Here is a 21,313-nt window from a genome sequence, read left to right on the forward strand (position 1 = left end):
TTGTGGTTGTGGGGGGATTACATGAAAAAATTTTTTGCGGTAATGACGGCAATGATGGCAATTTTCATTTTTATGATAGTGCAAGCAGAAGAAGCATTCCTAATTTCTGAGGATTCGGGGTATGCTGTTTCTACATCTGCGGGGATTGTCCAATCATTGAGTTCTGGAAGCAATGAAACAAAAGACCTTGCAAGAATTGAATATGAAGATATTATATATGAAACCATCAGCGGTTATTATGTAGGTGAAGATAGAGTGGCTATCGACATTGATTATCCTATGTATATAAACGGTGGTGCTGTTTTGCGTTTCTTCGAAGAAGGCAATTGGTTGATTACACCAGAAGTCATTTTGCAAGAAACATATGATGGGCTTTATGTTGCAAATGGTGACTCCTACAACAAGGGTATGGAACAAACTGACTCAAATGAAGAGTTTATTTTGCTTGCTCTAGATAATGGTTTGTATATGAATGTGCAAGCATCCGTTTTCACAACAAGAATGGAAAGTCATGAGATACCCTCCAATAGTATCTTGTATTTTGACGAGTCTGTTTTCAGATGGTATTCCTATAGTGCTGGTCGTTTGACTTATGGCGAAGAAGAAAAGGTGTTTGATGCAACCTTAGCCATTGGAGAAAATGTATATGACTATGCAAGTTTGTTGGATGCTTTGGGCTTGATACGTGAAGCCATAGAGTTGCAAGAAAAAGGTCAAAATACAGATGATTTGCAAGAAGAAGCTTATTTGGTTTTGAACAAAGGGAAAACCATCAAAAAAAGTAATACAGAGGAAAAATTCAATCAGTATGAAGTGTCATTGGAAGAAATCAATGGTGAACTTGCAGATAATTCTAGTGGTGGCAATGGAGCAAGCGTGCAAAAGGATGTGGATTCTGATATAGAATCTCAAGAGAGCATATATACGATTACTGGTGAGAGAGCACAGTATGATGGTGCAGCAGAGTTGGATGACGATGACGCAGAAATCAACGTTGAAGAAGGCGACAAAAATGATGATGACGATAATGAAGATAGCGATGATGATGATTCTGACGATTCTGACGAAAGTGACAATGAAAATGATGATTCTGAGGAAAGCGATAATGATTTAGAATCGGATTCTGATTCTGATGACGATTCTGACGAAGATTCTGATGATGATTTCGATGATTCAGATGATGATTCTGATGCTTCTGATGATTCTGACGAGTCTGATGATGACGATGATGACGATGAAGAAGACGACGACGACGATGATGACGATGATGATGATTCTGATGACGATGACGATGATGACGATTCTGATGATTCTGATAATGAAACAGACAAAGGCGATTCCACAGGCGGAAACAGCGATGGTTCTGGTAATAGTGGAGGAGAAGGAGAAGGTGAAGGAGAAGAGGGCGAAGAATTAGAAGGAGAAGAAGGCGAAGATGAAGGTGGTCTTGTAGTTCCAGAAGATTCTGAAAATGATTCTGAAAGCAGTTCTGGTGGCACAACAGGTGGCGGTGCAGATACAGAATTCGTTTATACCATTCCAACCATTAAATTTGGGAATTTGGATGTTTGGAGCTATGCAACTGGTGCAAAACTACATATTTTTGACCCAAGTGCGACGATCATCAGTGGTGTTAGTATTGTTGTATACAAAAGTTTGGATAGAGATGCAGCAGTGACCACAGAATATACAGATCCATATACAGGTGTAGTGTATACTGCTTACAATGGAGAAATATTCTCTGGTAAAACAGCTCTTGCAAGCAAAAACTATAGAAGTGATGCAGAATTTGCTTTGGGTGAATTGCCAATTGATTCCACAGTATATATTCAATATTCTTATAGTTATTATTTAGAAGAAGATGTTCCTGTTTTGGATGAAGAAGGAAACGATACAGGCGAAGTGACTTCAACACGTTCTCGTGTATCTGTCAAATCCGATTTGATTGAAGTAACTACTACAGGAATAGAAGAAGTGAGTATTGTCAATGCAGATTGGACAGAAAATTTTGCAGCATCTAGTTCAGGGATAAGTCTGACCAATTTGACTATGGCCAATAGCACAGACTATGATGCGGATTTGGAAGACTTTAGTTTTGAAAACTATAAACTCAATTGTGTTTCTTTCTTGACTTCAATGAAGTTGACGGTTACAGACCAATATGGGGAAGAACAGACCCTTTCTGTTCCATACTCCACCCTTGCAAAGGCAAAAGAAAATCCCACAAGTTATCTTTCCACAAATCCTGCCCTTGCATCCAATTCTGTATATACATATACAGCACAAGGGTATGATAAAAATTCCAACGCATTCCCTATGCAAATTTCTGTAGATGGTGGAGTGACCTATGTGGATGAAAGTGAATTTGAAGGGACATTCTATACACAAAAAGAAAAACCCACAGCAAGCATATCAGAAGTTGAAAATGTTGCCGATAAGTTGACAATTCAAATTGCAATTTCTGACCCAGATGGTGCCATTGCAACAGGTTCTTCCTTGTTCTTATCTGCACAATCTACACAAGGTGTGGATTCAGCACTGTATGGCTATGGAGATACAACCGTTAGCGATCAAACAACACTGGATACATCCAAAACCTTTGGTGGAGGAGATACATATGAGATAGAGCTTGCAGATGCAAAAGATGGAGCAGTGTATACTTTGCGTATTGAAAGTTTGGACTTTGCGAAGTTTTATACATTGTCCATTGATGGTACATATGATCCAACTCCAGATAGGGCACCAGAAGGATTGTCATTGGATACAGTTTCCACGAGCTTTGGATCTTTCTTGGTATATACAAAAGCACTTACCTATGGTTCTGTAAGTTTTGATACAACCATTACTTCACAGGATACCTATGGTTCTATTACAGCAACGATGAATTCCAATAGTACAACAGAGCTTGTGGAATTGGTGGATGAATTCATCTTTGAAGTGAAAGAAATATCTACGGGAGTCGTCGTTGAGTCCTATACATTGTTGGCATCCGAATTGAACAATGGAGTTTTGTTTAACTTTGACGAAGAAGATTCGAAATATACAGTCACTGTAGACAAAGAGGAAACAGGCGATTTTGCCATTAGTTTTACAGGAACAGGTGCCCAATTTAATGGAAAAGACCTTTGGGAAGCTTTGTGTATCAGTTACAATAGCGATACAGAAAAATATAGCTCTCCAATTACATTGAATGTGGATATTGATGAAGGTACTTTGAAAACATCAACACAATATTCCATTTCCATAACCTCTAATGTTATCAAATCCAATGCAACAACAGAGGTTACAACAAATTTGTCCAATAGCACCTTCTATACCAAAAAATTGATACCAACCATTGAAATAGATGATATCTTCCTATCCAGTGAATACTTAAATGTATTGGATTTGTTGGTGTATGACCCTGATGGAACCATTATCAATGAACAAGTGCAAGTGTTGCTATACTATGGAAGTATCTGCTTGTATTCTGATTTCATCAGTGCAAATGCACAAACAGAAAGAACAGCGTATTACGACATTGAAATAGATGGTTTGATTGAAGGCGAAGAATACGAATTGGTTTTGGTGGCTCCAAGCTACAAAGATACCATTGACTCCACAGTAACAGAAATCAATAAAGAATTGTGGAGTAGAACTTGTGTTGCTGGCGGTAACTTAAATGGGGATATATCTTTGACTTCTGTAGATTATACAGATAGAGCGGATAAAATCAACCATTTGATTACCATTAGTGGTGAAGAAGCTATGTTGGGTATTGCAAACAGTGCAGATCCAACAAATAGTGATAACTCAAACCACGATTGGCATTACTACAATTCCCAATACTATGCAACATATGACACACCAGTCTATGATTTGCAAGATGATTTGGGTGTATCCTATCAGGATTTGGCGTATATATATGTTCCAGATTATAGACCAGATTACGATATCGACAATCCGTATTATATTGACGATGGTGGCACCACTAGGATGACGAGTTATATATATGTCAGATTCTACAAAGATGATGGCAAGGGTGGATATACTTATGTGTCTACACAGAGTACATATGTGCTAGGTGGACGTATTCCTATGATTGATGTTCCCCATTGGAGTAGTTCATACGATGAAATCACAGGTATTTCCTTCTACATTCCAGATGCATATGCCTTTGATGATACGGTTGCAGAAAAATATCAAGAAAGTTATCTTTCTAAATATGGATTCACCGCATACTATATCAAACAAAGCGAAGTCAGTGACATAGACATGTTGGAACTTTCAGGAGGGTCCGTTTCTGATGGTGCATCAGGGGTTCATGGCGGAACTTTCTCTGCCTTCCAACTTCCAGATTCAACCACAGGTATTTTGGCAAGCAATTCAACTTATGGAACACTGAATATGATTCCTGTTACACCAGGGGATTGGTATACTAGAAACTACAGTGGATACTATGGAGAGGTAGACAGTTGGATTTCAGGCAAGTCATATAGTGAGGCCTCAAGCACCATTCGATTCTTCAGTGAAGATGGCGCTTATGTAGGGTATCACGCTGATGCTGCTAACAATAGTTTGCTGATTATCCCAGAAGGTGTCTACTATATGAGTGTTCCTCAATACACCAATAGTACAAATGCCTCATGGGGTTCCATGATGAAGATATTTGATGGAAACAGCGACACCAGCGACTACTTTGGTGCAACTGTGTCTACTTATGTCAATTATGAAGGTAGTTCTTCACGTGTACCAGATGAAATAACATTTACGTTGCAAAATTCTGATTCTATGGAACTTCCCATTTATTCGGATTATAGAAGTATTTCATTCCCGCTTACGATAAATGAAGACCAGACAGATGCATATGATGGACTATCTCTCTATAGTTTGCAATTGAGTGAGGATGAGGAAAAAAGTTTACAACAACTGTTTACCGATTTAACGGCTAGTGATGGTTGGCGTATTAAAATTACAACAGAATACCAAGGAAATGACGTAAGTCTGGACTATATTGACTTTAGAACAGATATGGTATATAGAACCATAAGAAGTTCGGGGGATATGCGTGTTGTGTCATGTCACCATATGCTCAATTATTTGATTATAGATGACTTTACCTTTAACCTAAAAAATTATAACACAACATTTTCTGGTGTTTTGGATGCACAAGGTCATGTGGTAACAGTGGACGATTCCTCTTCCGTTAGAAGCTTTGTGTATAGCAACTTTGGTACCATCAAAAATATTGTTTATGACATTCCAGCTGGAGCTTATTCAGACACCTATGGAGGTTTCTGTTATAATAACTATGGAAAAATAGACAATATCATTCTCAGAACCTTGGGCGATGTAACCATAGAATACTATGCAGATTCACTTCTTTGTACCACCAACCAAATTGATGGAACCATATCCAACTTCATTGTTGCCCTTGGTGGCAATGCAACAGTTGCACAAACAACATCTATAACAAGTGGTACAGCTGTAGCAATTCGTTACAACCGTGGTGTTGTGGAAAATGGATATATGTATAGTCAAAATGCAGGTGAAGGTGTTCGTTTGTATCCTGGTGAAGGAATCAATACAACATATGCTTCTGGTTTGGTTGGATATAATGAGTATGGAGGCATCATTCAAAATATCTATACAGACTATGACTTGTGGATTGCAAGTGAAGCCATTGGCACAATGGGTTCTGCTTGGGTTAGATATACAGCAGCCAATACAGAGTCTATGTACCATGTTGGGGAAATGTATGAATACGTTTCTGGTTTTGGTATCACCTATACCAAATTGGATGCAATGCGATTGGTTTCTTCCAGAAGTTCTATGAGTGTAATGGATAATCTGTGGTTTGTTTCGGATAATCTCTATTCCAGAAATGCTGTTACAGATACGGATACAGAAGATTTCATCAGCCAAACAGGTATTGCACAGTTGTATAACATTGAGTGGCAAGAAAGTATTTTGGGGGATCATTTTGATGTGGAAGAAAGCATCAATATGGGCTTCTACCCAAGACTCAACACCCTTCCAATTTCCATGCAAAAATATCAAGAATATAGATATTTGCCATCCTTGGATGGAGAATCGGCGCCAATTCCTTTGGAAGATTCTATGGTGGAATACAATAGAGAAGTGGATGATACAACAGCAAGAATTCAAGTGAATTTCCAAAATGAAAGCAGAGCAACCATAACAGGGGTATCCATTGATAACCTGACAGTTGTAGATGTTGTAAGCACAACAAGAAATGATGATGGATTCTACGAAGTTGTGATTGATGTTGCAATTGATCCTGAAAATGAGGAATACATCAGTGAATATGTTTTGGAAAGTGTGATTTATACCTTAAACAACAAAACCTATGTTTCTTATCCAGACTATACATTGACCAATGTTTCCATGTGGAAGGGAATTTCAGAAGTTTCAGGCTGGACAGCAATGAACAATGAAATGAGCTGGAACTATTTCCTCAAAAATGACTTGGACTTTACAGGAACAGTTGTTGGTAACATTGTCATCAATGGTAGTTTGACCAGTTTGACTTCCAATACAACATTCAAAGGTGCTTTGGATGGCAATGGATATACACTGGAAAATATCAAAATGGAAAATACAGCTGCACCTTGGGTGTTTGCAAATCTGTATAGTGCAGAAATATTTGATTTGAACATTGACAATATGTATATATCATCCACCAGCAAAGCTACATATGGACAAAGTGGATTTATTCGCTATAGCTCAAGCCATGGAAATCTCATTGATAATGTTCATGTAACCAATAGTACCTTAATCGGTGGTGGTAACATGGGTATGATTATTGGACAGTCTGGAAATGAGCTTGTGATAAAGAACTGTTCTGTAACAGATTCCACAATAAACGATATTTCTTCCAGCTATGCAGCAAGTGTTGGTGGCATTATAGGATATTACACAGGTGAAAGAGTTTCCAATTGTTTCACAAGAAATGTGGATATTACCATAAACGAGTCATCTATTGTAAGTAGTGTTGGCGGGCTTATTGGTAGTGGATCTTACTCTTCAGCATACAATTGTTATACACACGGAACCATTTCCGCAACAGGTTCTTATATTGGCGGTATTATGGGGCGTGATGGTGAAACACGTAATTGTTGGAGTTATGTCACAATGGATGTGGATGGCAACTATGTTGGCGGTGTATCTGGTTATGCAGATACCAGACCAATCAATGTTTTGTCTGTTGGGGATATTGTCAGCACAGGTAGCGATGCCCATCGTATTGTAGGTTTGGCATCATCCACATCTGTACAATATCCATGGTATTCCAATTCCACATCATATAATATGCAAAATGTATCCAATGTTGGTAGTGGTGAAGTTGATGATGCAAAACAACTTGTATCTACAACAGGACTCATTGAGTATTCCACATGGACAGATATTATCATGTTGGATGATGAGTGGAACTATGATAACATGCACTTAACGGTGAAAGAATCTCAAATTGTAGACACAGAAGAAGATACAGAAGAAGATACCGAAGTGGATACAGAGGTAAGTAGTGATGTGTATTACTTCCCATTTGTATATAGTACAAAACTGGATGAAAATGGAAATCGTCAATTGGTTCTAAACCAAGAGTTGATTCAAATGCCAGGACAAGTGGAAGAACCAAGCATGACCATAGAAAGAACTTTGTGGGACAATACAAGTACTTCTGCTCCTTATCAATTGCGTTTCCTTTTGGAGTATCCAGGGCTTACAGCGACTGAAGTGGAAGCTTTGATTACAAATGAGGATGGTTCCATCAATACAGATGCATTGTACATCACTGGTATGGACATGACAAATGCAACGGTTTATGTGCAAACATCTGGCGACCAAATTCAAGTGGATATCACGACTTCTGAGTATACCTTGGCTTTGGACAGTTATCGTTTTGTATTGAATTATGATATTGGTGGTGTGGAAAAAGAATTTATTTCCACTTTGTATTATGAAAGAACAGACGGAACACCATTCATTCCGTATCATGAAATTGGCAGTTTGTCACAATGGAATGATATATTCAGTGCAGATGAAGGTATTCACCAAATCAGCAGTGAAAACTTTAAAATTACAGGTATGATAGACTTTGAAGAAGGCTCAACCATATATTCAGGGTTGAAATTGGGTAGACTGGAAGGTTCTGCCAGTGATGGTAGCGTTGGATTTAAAAACCTCAACTACTATGCAGGAACTGATGGCAATGCATGGATTGACACCGTTACAAATGTAATGAAGGATTTGACCTTCATAGACATATCTGGGGACTTCTCTGGTACAACATCAACTCGTTCCAGAACAGGTATGATTTTGTATACAAATGGTTTGGAAAATATCAACCTCAGTGGCATCAAATTGAAATCCAACAACTATTCCGCAAATTATTTGGGCTTTGTCAGTTACTTGCAAGGAGATATGACCAATATCAACATTTCTCCAGATTTAAGTAACGCAGACAACAACTCAGAAAGTGGATTTGGTGTGTATATTGATTTGTCTGCTACAACAAGCACAGGCTATTATTACATTGGTGGTGTTGCAGCATATCAATACGGAAGTATGGTGGATATTACAGCATCCAATATAACCGTATTTTCAAGCAATAAATGCCAATACATTGGTGGTATTGTAGGTTCCCAATATAATACCAGTGCATATAGCAACTCAAATATCAATGTAGAAGATGTAACAATTTATGCCTACAATGCAGCAGGCGCTGTTTCTGGGTATTATTTATCTGTTTCAACAGATATCAATGTTTCAAACTCTTACATCAATACACAACTTGGTGCTGCTGGTGTTGCATATGTTACTTCTGGTAGCATGACAAATGTTGTTGTGGATAATGTAACCATAACAGGATATTACACAGGTAATACAACTGGCGGTTATGGAAAAGGTGGTGCTTTTGGTACTGTAAACAGTGGTAGCTACACAATGTCCAATATAGTGGTGAAAAACAGTATCATAGAAGGTACTTGTGATTTGGGTGGTATATTTGGTAGACAATACAATCTCTATATACGAGATAGTCAAGTTATAGACACAGATATCACTGCACTCAGCCAAAGTGGCAAAACCTATACATACGCTAGTGCAGGTGGTATTGTTGGATACGACTGGAGCTCAACAAGACTTTATGAAAATCTAACGGTGCGTAATGTTAATGTTACAGGGCATAATCACACTGGCGGTATTCTTGGATGGAAATACTCCAATGCAGTATCCATGGAAAGAATTTATATTGCAGAAGATGTAACAGTTACTTCTAATATTGGTTCTGCAGGTGGTTTGGTTGGGTTGGCTGAATATGTAGATATAAGTAGCATAGCCATTGGTGCTGATGTAAATTCGCTCACCTCCTATGCAGGTGGTTTGATTGGCAATGTTTCTTCTGCCAACACAACTTCTGTAAGTATTGCAAATTCATACTATACAGGGGATGTTATGTCATCTGTAGCAGCTGGTGGTGTGATTGGGTATATTGCGGATGGTACTTGTGTCGAAGAAATAACAAGTGTTGCGGTCAATGCAAATGTTATGAGCACAGGAACAAGCGTTTCACCTACAGTAAACCATTCCAGTAAGGAAAATGCAGCCAACGAAATTTACGTATTTGAAGACACTACATTAAATGGTGTTAGACTTTCCAGTTCCATTGCAATGCCTGGTATTACAGCACAAACCTATATTGCAACCAATTCTACCCTTGTGGATGGCGATTGGTTCAAGAATGCTGGAAATTATCAATCCATTGGTTTTGATGAATCCAATTGGTACTTTGCTCATATGTCAGATGAAGACAATGCATATATGCCATTTGTTTTGACAGACACAGAAGTGGAAGTGGAAGATGGAGAAGATGCTGTTTCTGCTCAGATTTTGCCATATTCCAACAAAATAGAAAATCCTGATTATGTAGCAGGTGGAAGTGAAGAGCAGTACCTATCTGTTGGTATTTTGCTTCCAGCAGCAGGTGGTGTGGAAGAAGATTTGGCAGTTTATGCTTCTGGTGTCAATACAATTAACATCGAAGTGAAATTGGATGATGATGAAACCACAGAAGAGATTACAATTGCATCAGGCGAAACGGTTGTAACCTACAAAGCAGAGGAAGTTAGAGGTAGTACCAGCAATAGCGACAGTGGATATGCAGTGTTGACAGTTGCATATGACTTTGCAGATGAGTTTACAGTATCCTATGATGGTGGTTCTGGAACCTATGCAGCAAGCGACTTAGCACGTGATGTTATGTCATATGGAAATTATTGGTACTATGTAAGTGATGCAGAAGATACAAAAGGAGATATTGTCTTTGGTAATGCATCATCAGTTTACACCATGGAAGAACATGAAGATGAACCAACCATTATTCATATGTGGCAAGGTAAAGCATTGGCAGATGATGGAACAATTTATTCCTTAAGCAATGCAATGACTGAATATGGTAGTGGTGGTGAGAATCAATGGGGTCAAGTTGCAACCACTCCATTCTATACAACTGCAAGCAATGGATATGCCCTTACCAACTACTATAACTTTACAATTTATGGTGGTTCACTGGTTTCTGACAACCGATTGTATGTACAAACTACAGGTACAGCTTTGGTGTCCAATAAACAAAATGCTGTTTATGATGGTGTGCAATTTACATATCATACATCATCTAAATTAACTTATTATGGATTGCTGATTGATAATGCATTTGTAGATATGACAGGCAATATGATTTTGGGTTCCCTTGCAACAAGTGGAATTGATCACATTTCCAACAGTTTGGGATATAGTGAAACAGTTGTTGCTGTTCGATATGAAAGTGGAGCAGTTGCAGTTGTCAACTACTATACAGGAACAATATTGTCTTCGACAGTCACACTTTCCGATTATGTGCAAGGTGTTGTTGCAAATATTTTGTCAAGTATGATTTCCTCAGGAGATGAAGTCCTAGGAGAAGCTGAAGATGTGTTCAATCAATTGGACGAAAGCGATTACGCTTCCAATGCACTCAATGATGTGGAAGGTACCTCCTATGAAAATGGAATATCTTATGCAGATGGAACAGCACAAGGTGGAGATGACGACTCAGAATTAGAGGAAGCTACCACTGGAACGACTGCTGCTACAATAGAATCGGGTGCAGATGATGCAGATAACGGAACCAATAGTGGTTCAGGTTACGAGGGTGCAGTTGATGATGAAGAAGCAACAGGAACCATAGAATTCAATTCTGGTGTAAAGGCAACCATTGTAAGCTCTGATGGAAGCACACTGGTAACAGAAAACAGTACAAATTCTGAGGGTTCTGATGCAGAATCTGCGTCTGATGGTGATAACAATAGTGGAAATGCATCTACAGATGAAAAGGATGCAACAATCTTTGATGAAACTGTGGATGAAACCGATGAGGACTCTTTGGAAACAACAAGTTCCGATGAGGAAGAAAAAGATCTTGGTACCATTGGTGAAGGCGATGAGGAAACAGCAACTGGTGAATATGAAGAAATTCCAGAAGAAATGCTTTCTAGTGATGTGGATGATATGAGCAGTGCAGGGGAAGAGTTGTCTGAAAACAGTACAACATCATCGGCTGCAAATGTTGTAATCACTGGCATTAACTATCCAGAAACCGCTATTTACGATGCCCAAGAACAAACTCTTGCAACGGATTTGGGTGTTCTCAAAATAGAAGACGCAAGCTATGTTCCAGGAGAAGGCGTTTATGTTGCAGATGAATTGATTTACATGGAAGCTGGAACATTCACTACACCTGAAGGCACACAAAGAGTTGAATTGATTTCAACAGAACAACAATATGAAGCAATTTTGGAATCTTTGGGCGAATTTGTTATGGTATATAATGTAGATGCACAGGGATATGAAAAAGTGAAAACAGCAACATTGTTGAACAATGCTTCGAAACACACAACCTCGATTGATGATGAGGAAGAAGAAGCGTTGCAAGTTGATAATGAAGATGAAGATGGATTTGCTGTCAACAAAGGTTGGGTCAAAACATTATCACAAATGGAAAAAAGCGGATTTACATTGTTATTCTTTATCTTACTTGCAAGTATTGTTGTATTAGCGGTCATTTATTTTAAAGTCAAAAAACGTGAATAGCAAATGAATAAGACCCCTGTATCTTAATATAGGGGTCTTATTTCAAAAAAAGAGGTAGAAGCCGATGAATGATTACAAAATGTATATTTTAGGAGCAAGGGGATCGCATAGTGTTTCTGGCGTTCAGTTTACTGAATTTGGTGGAGATACATCATGCTATATTTTGAAAAATAAAACCCATGCAATTATTTTAGACTGTGGAACAGGGCTATACAATGCACAGGAATTATTGCAAGATTGTACACAGGTGGATATTTTGTTATCACATTTGCATTATGACCATGTAATTGGTGTATTGAGACCTGTATTTCGAAAAGATGTGATTGTTAATGTATATGCTGAATTTACTGAATTTGGCGGAATTGATGTAGTGAAAAAGCTACTGCAACCACCATTTTGGCCTGTAAGATATGGGAATCTCCACCATGTTGATGTACAATCTGAACATGGGGGTGTAATTTTCTTGCAAGAAGATGTGAAAGTCAGTTGGTTTGCAGGGAATCATCCAAACTATGCAAGTATTATTAGAATTGATATGCCAGGATGTAGTTTGTGTTATGCTACAGATTATGAACACAGCAATTTTGTTTTTCCAAAGGAAGCAGTGGAGGGATGTTCCATTTTCATGTACGATGGTATGTATTTGCAAGAGGAATATGCAGCACACAAGGGATGGGGACATTCCACATGGTTGGAAGGGTGTAAAATAGGCAAAGAATACGGTGTTCCCAATATGTTTATCATCCATCACAATCCTACAAAAACCGATGAAGAATTGAATAAAATAGAAGAAGAAGCAAAATCAAGTTATCCAAATGTTTGGTTTGCAAGACAAGGTACAGAAATCAAACTGTAAAAGGGGGTATATACATGAGCCAAGAAGTGGAGTCTTTATGGGGAGCCATGAAGGATGTACAATACACACGTACATTGAAATTATTGAAACATAGTTTGCGAGATGCAAGGAATTTGGAAGCATCCCTTTCGGTATCACTGGATACCATTGTAGAAGCAGTACAGGCAGTCAGTGGAACATTTTGGTTCTATGAAAGATATAGAGATGGAAGGATTTATCCAAAATCTGTATATGGTGGGGGCAATTTGGGGAATGTTTCTTTGCTTCCAGGAGAAGGTATTGCAGGTGGCGTTATTTTATCGGGTGAAGCAACCATTGTATATGATTGTCAAAAGGATCCTCGTTGGCAAGGTAAAGTGGATGATAAAACAGGATTCAAAACAGAATCCATGATTTGTGTGCCCTTGGTTTCACAAGACAATGTATTCGGTTGTATACAAATCATCAATAAGAAAAGAAATTTCTATTTTGATGATAGTGATTTGGAGTTTGTAAAAGGTTTGGCACAAGATTCTGCAAGGTTGTTTGAAGACAATGGTATGCTAGAAGACTATTATAGTGGTCGAGAAAGAGAAAAAGAAGCACAGAGAGCAATCACATTTATGCAAGTTATGGGTGCTCACAATATGGAAGAAATGGAATTTCAACTGAGAAGAATTGAACAATTTAGTACATTGAAAGTCAAAGAGCAACAAGAGGTTTTGGCACTTGCAAAAAGTATGTATGCGTATTTTGGCAAAAGCACAAAAAAATCTTTGTTTGGAAGACGTGGTGAAAAGAAGTAATGGCTTGGGGCAATATATTTCAAAATATGTATATGCCATTGCATTTCAAAATTTGATGGATGAATTGTGCTAGAAAAAGAAATATGAAAAAAGATGTAAAATGTATGTATTGGTTCAAGATACGTCTTTTTTCTGTATCTGGGGATATACTGATTCATGGACAAAGGGGCTTTTATATGGATATAAAAGAAAATATTTTTAAAGAAAGCGAAAAACTTGCAAATGAGTATGTTGCAAGAAGCTTGTTGGTATCGTCTGGGATTGTTGCATTGATTTGGCTCCTCAATTATCTTCGTATATTTACAAGCGATATGAAAGTGGTCAATATTGTTATGCCAATTGGGATACTATTTTTGATAGTTCCAGTCATTTTGATTAAAGTTTTACAAATTGAGGCTTTTTGGATCAAGTATTTGAGTTTATTTTGTTTTGTTGTGGGTATTGGAGTGTTATACATTGGGTTGACCTTTCAAGTGGTGGTTGCATGGTTTGCGCCAATTGCATTATCTAGGCATTATTATTCTAAAAAAGCAATCCATTTCACCTTCGTTGCCACTGTGATAATTATGTTGATTACCTTGTATATTGCTCTGTATTATGGGATTGTAGATGCCAATATGTTGCTCACCACTAGATATTTTCATACAACATTTGAACGAAAGGTGTATATTGCATCTGAAATGATAAATGGCACAAATCTTTTGAAACGTGCATTTGTAAACTTCTATATTCCAAGATTGTGTATTCTTGGTGTGGTTTATGCCATCAGCTTGTCTTTGTCCAAACGTACACATTCTATTTTGTTGCAACAAGAAAAAGATTTGGCGGAAAAGAAACGAATTGATGCAGAACTTTCCGTTGCATCACAAATTCAAACTGCAATGTTGCCAGATGCCATCAATCCGTTTCCAGAGTATGATGCTTTTGATGTGTATGCGATGATGGTGCCTACGAAAGAGGTTGGTGGAGATTTTTATGATTTCTTCTTGATTGACGAGGATCATTTGGCACTGATTATTGCAGATGTATCGGGAAAAGGTGTTCCGGCAGCCATGTTTATGATGTCAACTAAAATTAGAATTAAAAATTTGGTTATGTCCAAACAAACACCGCAAAATGTTCTGAAAGAAGCAAATAATCAACTTTTTGAAAACAATGAAAATAAAATGTCTGTATCCATGTGGTTGGGTATCTATGAAATTTCCACAGGTAAATTGACAGCTTGTAATGCAGGTCACGAATCTCCTATCTGGAAAACAAATGGTGTGTATACCCAAATGCACAACCCAGAAAGCTTTGCATTGGGCAGTGTGGAAGCTGCAAACTACATGGAATATGAAGTGAAACTGCAACCAGGCAATGTCATGTTTTTGTATACAAATGGTGTAACCAAAACTGTCAATCCAGCAGGTGAATTGTATGGATTGCAAAAATTGCTGGAGGGTTTGAATACTTTGCATACAGATTCTCTGGCACAAACGTTGGAGAATATCAAAAACAATATGGATACCTTTGCAGAAGAAGCACAACAGGATGATGATATTACAATGCTTGCGATTCAAATAAATGAGATTTGAAATATAGAGAAGGAGGGGTTTTGTGGGAGAGGATTTTTTCAAGAAGAATGAAGCGGATACAACGCAATATATTATCAAAAGTCTTATTGTTACCATTGTGTTTGGTTTGTTGATTTGGGCATTGAATATTGCTCATATTTTTACTGTAGATCAAAAAATTATGGGGATTGCTATGCCTTTGGGGTTGATTGTGTTTGCGCTTCCATATATTTCCTCTAAATTGTTTGATATCGAATTGTCCACCCTCAAAAATTTATCCATTCTATGTTTTATCGTGGGAATTGCCATTATGAATGTAGGAATGACATATCAAGCGATCATCGCATGGACAGTGCCAATATTCATAGCTTCCCATCTGTATTCACAACGTATTACAGTTGCTACCTTCATCATTATTTTGGTTTTGATGTTGATCAGTACATATATGGGGTTGTTTTTTGGCAACTGGGATTCTAATATGATGAATTCCACCGAAGTGATTTATGGTTTTCAAGAGAGATTGGACTTTATAGCAACCAAAAAAGCAGGTGGACGTGATATCATTGTAAATGTGTTTGTTCTCTATTATATACCACGTGCGTTGACTGTTTTGGGATTTTATTTTATAGATGTTACCTTATCCAAAAGAACACACTCCCTTTTGCAAAAACAAGCAGAACAATACTGGGAAAGGGAGCATATTGCGGCAGAATTGTCCATTGCCACAGAAATACAAAACTCTGCATTGCCAAATGTAGAGCTGGAATTTTGTGGACAAAAAGAATTTGATGTGGTTGCTTCTATGACACCAAGCAAAGAGGTTGGCGGTGATTTTTACGATGCATTTATGATTGATGAAGATCATGTGGCATTGGTCATTGCAGATGTATCAGGAAAAGGTGTTCCAGCAGCCATGTTTATGATGGCAACCAAAATTATGATCAAAAATACAATCACTTCCCATCATACACCAGCGGAGGTTTTGATGGCTGTGAACAATCAGTTGTGTGAAACCAATGAAAGCGATATGTTTGTAACAGTCTGGTTGGGTATCTATGAAATTTCTACAGGAAAGCTGACAGCGAGTAATGCAGGTCATGAATATCCTGTCATACAAAAAAAAGGCGGAGACTACGAAATATTCAAAGACAAACATGGTTTTGTCATTGGTGGGATGGAAAATGTGAAATATAGAGATTATGAAATGCAATTGGAACAAGGAGACACGTTATTTGTATATACAGATGGGATACTTGAGGCGATAGACAAAGATAATCAGGCGTATGGTTTTGGTCGACTCATAGACAAACTCAATTCTGTAAAAAGTTTTTCTTTGGAATATATTTTGAAAAATGTGGAGACGGATATCAACATATTTGCAGGAGAAATGCAACAATTTGATGATATCACCATGTTGGCATTCAAACGAAATTAAGATATAAAATTTTTGCAAACCTGTGTATGGGAGGTGATATTTGATGTGTTTACAAAATGAAGATGTTTCACGGTCAGTGACCCTATTCTTTTCCTTCGATTTGGTCAACTGTACACAATATAAGTCTGTACATGAGGGTACTTGGGCAAGCGGTGTCAGTGCAGTTATGGGATATATCATCAATACCTTTACCCAAAAAGAAATAGATGGATATCGTTTCTGGAAGGTATTGGGCGATGAAGTGATATTTACAAAAAACATTCCCTATATGTATGAATTGGGGGATATTTTATCTGAAATATACAATGAATTGTTGCATTTCAATATTAAGATCAAAAATATGCAAATTGGTGATGCAGAAACAGCAAAATTTTTAGGGGTCAAAGCAACTGCATGGATTGCAGATTTATCGGCAACTGAAAAAAATGCAAACAATGTGTATATCGAATATAAAATCAACGAAAATCAACTGCAATCAGAATATTTAGGCACAGATATAGATGCAGGATTTCGTATTTCCAAGTTTACCTCTTACAATCGACTGGTTATATCCTTTGAAATTGCAGCATTGTTCTTGCAAGATAGGATGTTGTATCGAAAGATCAATCGAATCCATTTTGTGGGATATCGTCAGCTAAAGGGCATTTGGAATCAAGAACCCTATCCTATATTTATGTATCATGACCATCGTAAAACCTCCTTCAAAGATTCTATTTTAGATGCATCTGATGCAAAAGTGAAAATTTTAGAAGAATATGTACAAGAGATGGAGTTGCGTGAAACAAACCCTCAATACAGTTGCTATGAGGAACAACTTTTGGTGGAATTGTGTGAAAATCCAATGTTACACCATAAAGTTGAAATTTTGCAACAATGTATCAAAAATCAAACGAATATTACAACAATAACTTCTATGGCGAGCTTAAAAGTGCATTATTCTGTCATCTGCTATGCTGTGGAAGATGAACAAGTCAAAATTTTGGTCACAAAAGATAGACAAGGAAATTTGGGATTTGGTGGAGCAGTCATGCACCATAACTTGCAATATTTGGATACCATGTATTTGTATTATCAAGAGCAATTTGGTGTGGAATTGAGTTTTGAAAAAGATGTGCGTTACAATGATCCGATTCCTTTGGTTATTTCAAACTATACAACAACTGTAGAAGAAGAAACGTTGAAGGGAACCGTTTTTTTGGCAAAAATTGATTTGGAAAAATTATGGGGTGATTTATCAGAAGAATACGAAACAATGGTGTACAATTTGGAAGATGTTCCTGAGTTTGTATTTTTTGATTGTGTATTGAATTCCAATCAAATGTTAGATACATTGCAAGGTATAACAACTGCAAAATAGAAGGGAGAAATTTATGAATATAACAATTGTGAAAAATGAGGGGAAAGTGGTATTGGAAGTAGAAGGAAGATTGGATACTTCAACTTCTCCTGAATTTGAAAAAACTGTGAAAAGCTGCATTACAGACGCAACGGAATTGTATTTGGATTTGAAGAATTTAGAATATGTTTCCAGTGCGGGGCTTCGTATTTTTTTGATGGCACAAAAGGTTATGATGAAAAAAGGACAAATGGTTGTACAAAATGCAAATGAAATTGTAATGGAAATATTTGAAGTGACAGGGTTCGTTGACATTTTAACCATTGAATAACATATATTAGAAAGGATGTGATTTTTTGGAAATTATCATTAAAATAGAAGATAACAAACGGATTTTATATACAGAAGCAAAAGTAGAATCCATTCCCCAATTGACAGAATGTATTGAAACCTTTTTAGATGAAAACAACGTTTCTATGAAAATTCAAATGCAAATGAATATTGTTGTAGATGAAATTTTTTCCAATATAGCAAAATACGCCTTTGATGATATATCTGGAGTTGCAAAAATCGTATGTGAATATTCTGAAACCAATAAAGAAATCGTTTTGGTTTTTGAAGATAATGGAAAACAGTACAACCCATTGGAAATCGAAAACCCTGATGTTTCTTTGCCAGTAGAAGAACGAACCATTGGTGGTTTGGGATTGTTTGTTGTTAAAAAAATTATGGATTCAGCAGAGTACACATATAAAAATGGATATAATATTTTTAAAGTAATCAAAAAGATACCTTAAATTGGTCAAGTAATTAGGAATGAATAAATAAACTGATTTTGCTGTACTAGCGAAGTCGGTTTTTTTATTGATTTTTCATTTTGCTTAAAATTTCAGAATCTTTTAGTCAATGTAAATGGAGGTGCAAAAGCACATGAATGGTCAAGATGTGAGCAGATGATGGGAGTATCCCTAAATATAGGTAAACAAATTGGTACTGTACAAAATAGGGAACAAAATCAAAAAATGTTTGCTAAATATCAGAAAAAGGATTACAATAAAACATATTTGCAATAATAATTTGATAAAATAATGATATAAAAGTGATATAGGAGTGATGAAATGATGGGAATAAATTACATGATCAGCTGTTGCTCAACTGCTGACTTGTCGGCAGAACATTTCAAAAAAATTGATGTGGAGTATATCTGTTTTCATTTTGAATTGGATGGCGAACAGTATATGGATGATTTGGGGAAATCTATCCCCTTTGATACATTTTATGAAGCAATGAAAAATGGAGCTGATACAAAAACTGCACAGGTGAATGTAAGCGAATACGAGGAATTCTTTGAACCTTTTCTCAAACAAGGAAAAGATATCTTGCATGTTTGCTTGTCATCAGGCTTATCTGGAACAATGAATTCTGCATGTATTGCAAAGGAAATACTAGCTGAAAAATATCCTGAAAGAAAAATTTACATAGTGGATTCTCTAAGTGCCTCTTCTGGATTTGGAATGATGATGGATAAGTTGTCTGAATTACGAGAACAAGGGTTATCTATAGATGAAGCTTATGATTGGATAGAAACACACAAACTGGAATCACATTGTTGGTTTTTCTCAACAGATTTGACCTTTTACATCAAAGGCGGTCGTGTATCCAAAGCAAGTGGCTTGATTGGTGGTGCACTTAAGGTTTGCCCTCTTTTGCATATCAACGAAGAAGGGAAGCTGATACCACAGAAGAAAATACGTGGAAAAAATCGAGCCATTGATGAAATTGTTAAGTGTATGGAAAATCACGCAATGGATGGGTTGGAGTATTCTGATAAGTGCTATATATCCCATTCATATTGCTATGAAGATGCAAAAAAGGTCGCTACATTGATAGAAGAAAAATTCCCAAATCTAAAGGGAAATGTGGAAATCAACTATATTGGTACAACCATTGGCAGTCATACAGGTCCAGGTACAGTGGCGCTGTTCTTCTGGGGAAATAGTAGAGCAATGTAATTTTAAAATAAAGAAACGAGAAAAAGACATCAGATTATAGTTTGATGTCTTTTTGTTTGCTCAAAGAGAAAGGGTATGTTCATAAATCAAATATGCGATACAATGTGCCAGCAATAAGATGCAAAGGAGACACTGTGTGGTTGCCTGTTGCTTCTGGAGTGGTAATACATATCCAAAAAGAGGATTTTTCATCTCAAAAAATCAAATCCATATCATCATCTATGTTTTTTGGATAAATTGCCAAAATATCTTCGTCTGGATCAAGTTCCTCATCGCAATCATCCTCGTCAAAATAACCTTCATCAAAATATTCATCAAAATCAGAAAGATCTATTTCAAAATCGTCATCCACATCAGAAGCATCCTCCACACCAGAATCTTCATCTGCAAACGAGGTTTTGACCAACCCTTGTATATGGTTTGTGTCAGGGTTTGGAAAGAAATCTTCATCATCACCATAATCAGAGTTATTGAAGAAAGGATAAGGCTCAAAAGCACCTTCATTATAACATCCTGTAACAAGTTGGTCATTTTCCATATCATAGCATGTTGTGCCAATTTCAGATGGTACATAGGATGTGCAGATGATACAATCACTCAGTGCTCCAAAAACTTCTAAATCCAGTGGTTTGGTTGCAAATTGTGGTGCAATGAATCGATATGTTGCAGTGCTCCAATGGGACAAAAGTTCATCGAATGCATAGTCCAAATAAGCAAAATAATATTCAAAAAGAATGGTGTCTCGTGTGGTAAAGGCATCGCTGATGGCATATAGATGTTTCTTGTATTCTTCTATCATACTGTCTCGTTCTTTTAACTCGAGAGCAGCAATGGAAGTGATGAAATGCAAGTCAATGAAGCGATCCTCATAATGATCCAACATCAGACGATCCAAAGGAGCTGGGGATAATATAATTTCATTTTTCCATGGCATACAGTGGTAATAGTGGTGTGCAAGATCAAGGGCGTTATCCACATCCAAATCATTTTTACGCATCAAATCGATGGTGTTGATGGCAATGCAAAGGAAACGCATAAAATGATAGGGAATTTCATTGGATTTGCTTTCTGCAATGGTGATTTCCAAATCATCTTCGCCAATGCGATAGAAAAAACCTTGTCCATCATATGGTAGTGGAATGTAGTTGTAATCGATATCATTCATAGTTATTCTCCTTTTTGTCTTGGTAGGGGTTGTTGT

10 protein-coding genes are annotated in these 21,313 nt (G+C 37.1%); 9 read left to right on the forward strand and 1 reads right to left on the reverse strand.

Annotated elements, in window-relative coordinates:
- The first annotated feature begins 21 nt into the window (after positions 1 to 21).
- From MJY40_RS02890 to MJY40_RS02930, 9 genes are all read left to right on the forward strand, one after another.
- Positions 22 to 12,132, forward strand: coding sequence for a hypothetical protein (locus MJY40_RS02890; RefSeq protein WP_317855579.1), 12,111 nt, complete (start codon positions 22 to 24; stop codon positions 12,130 to 12,132).
- A gap of 64 nt (positions 12,133 to 12,196) precedes the next feature.
- The gene (locus MJY40_RS02895; RefSeq protein ID WP_317855580.1) at positions 12,197 to 12,988 is read left to right on the forward strand and encodes an MBL fold metallo-hydrolase; all 792 of its coding nucleotides are present in this window, start codon (positions 12,197 to 12,199) and stop codon (positions 12,986 to 12,988) included.
- A 14-nt stretch (positions 12,989 to 13,002) separates the two neighbouring features.
- The gene (locus MJY40_RS02900; protein ID WP_317855581.1) at positions 13,003 to 13,773 is read left to right on the forward strand and encodes a GAF domain-containing protein; all 771 of its coding nucleotides are present in this window, start codon (positions 13,003 to 13,005) and stop codon (positions 13,771 to 13,773) included.
- A gap of 176 nt (positions 13,774 to 13,949) precedes the next feature.
- Positions 13,950 to 15,350 (forward strand): PP2C family protein-serine/threonine phosphatase, encoded by a 1,401-nt coding sequence (locus MJY40_RS02905; protein WP_317855582.1) that lies wholly within the window; start codon positions 13,950 to 13,952, stop codon positions 15,348 to 15,350.
- Between the two features lie 22 nt (positions 15,351 to 15,372).
- The gene (locus tag MJY40_RS02910; protein ID WP_317855583.1) at positions 15,373 to 16,764 is read left to right on the forward strand and encodes a PP2C family protein-serine/threonine phosphatase; all 1,392 of its coding nucleotides are present in this window, start codon (positions 15,373 to 15,375) and stop codon (positions 16,762 to 16,764) included.
- Positions 16,765 to 16,807: 43 nt separating this feature from the next.
- A complete protein-coding gene (locus tag MJY40_RS02915; RefSeq protein WP_317855584.1) occupies positions 16,808 to 18,121 on the forward strand; it encodes a hypothetical protein in 1,314 nt (437 codons plus the stop codon).
- 13 nt (positions 18,122 to 18,134) lie between these two features.
- On the forward strand, positions 18,135 to 18,431 hold the full coding sequence (locus MJY40_RS02920) for an STAS domain-containing protein (RefSeq protein ID WP_317855585.1): 297 nt from the start codon (positions 18,135 to 18,137) through the stop codon (positions 18,429 to 18,431).
- Between the two features lie 25 nt (positions 18,432 to 18,456).
- Positions 18,457 to 18,897, forward strand: a complete 441-nt coding sequence (locus MJY40_RS02925) for an ATP-binding protein (protein WP_317855586.1) — start codon at positions 18,457 to 18,459, stop codon at positions 18,895 to 18,897.
- 321 nt (positions 18,898 to 19,218) lie between these two features.
- On the forward strand, positions 19,219 to 20,112 hold the full coding sequence (locus MJY40_RS02930; protein ID WP_331488218.1) for a DegV family protein: 894 nt from the start codon (positions 19,219 to 19,221) through the stop codon (positions 20,110 to 20,112).
- 193 nt (positions 20,113 to 20,305) lie between these two features.
- On the opposite strand, the gene MJY40_RS02935 is transcribed toward MJY40_RS02930, so the two are convergent.
- On the reverse strand, positions 20,306 to 21,277 hold the full coding sequence (locus MJY40_RS02935; protein WP_317855587.1) for a hypothetical protein: 972 nt from the start codon (positions 21,275 to 21,277) through the stop codon (positions 20,306 to 20,308).
- Positions 21,278 to 21,313 lie beyond the last annotated feature (36 nt).

It is taken from the genome of Chakrabartyella piscis, assembly GCA_030067835.1.
Classification (GTDB): Bacteria; Bacillota; Clostridia; order Lachnospirales; family Anaerotignaceae; genus Chakrabartyella; species Chakrabartyella piscis.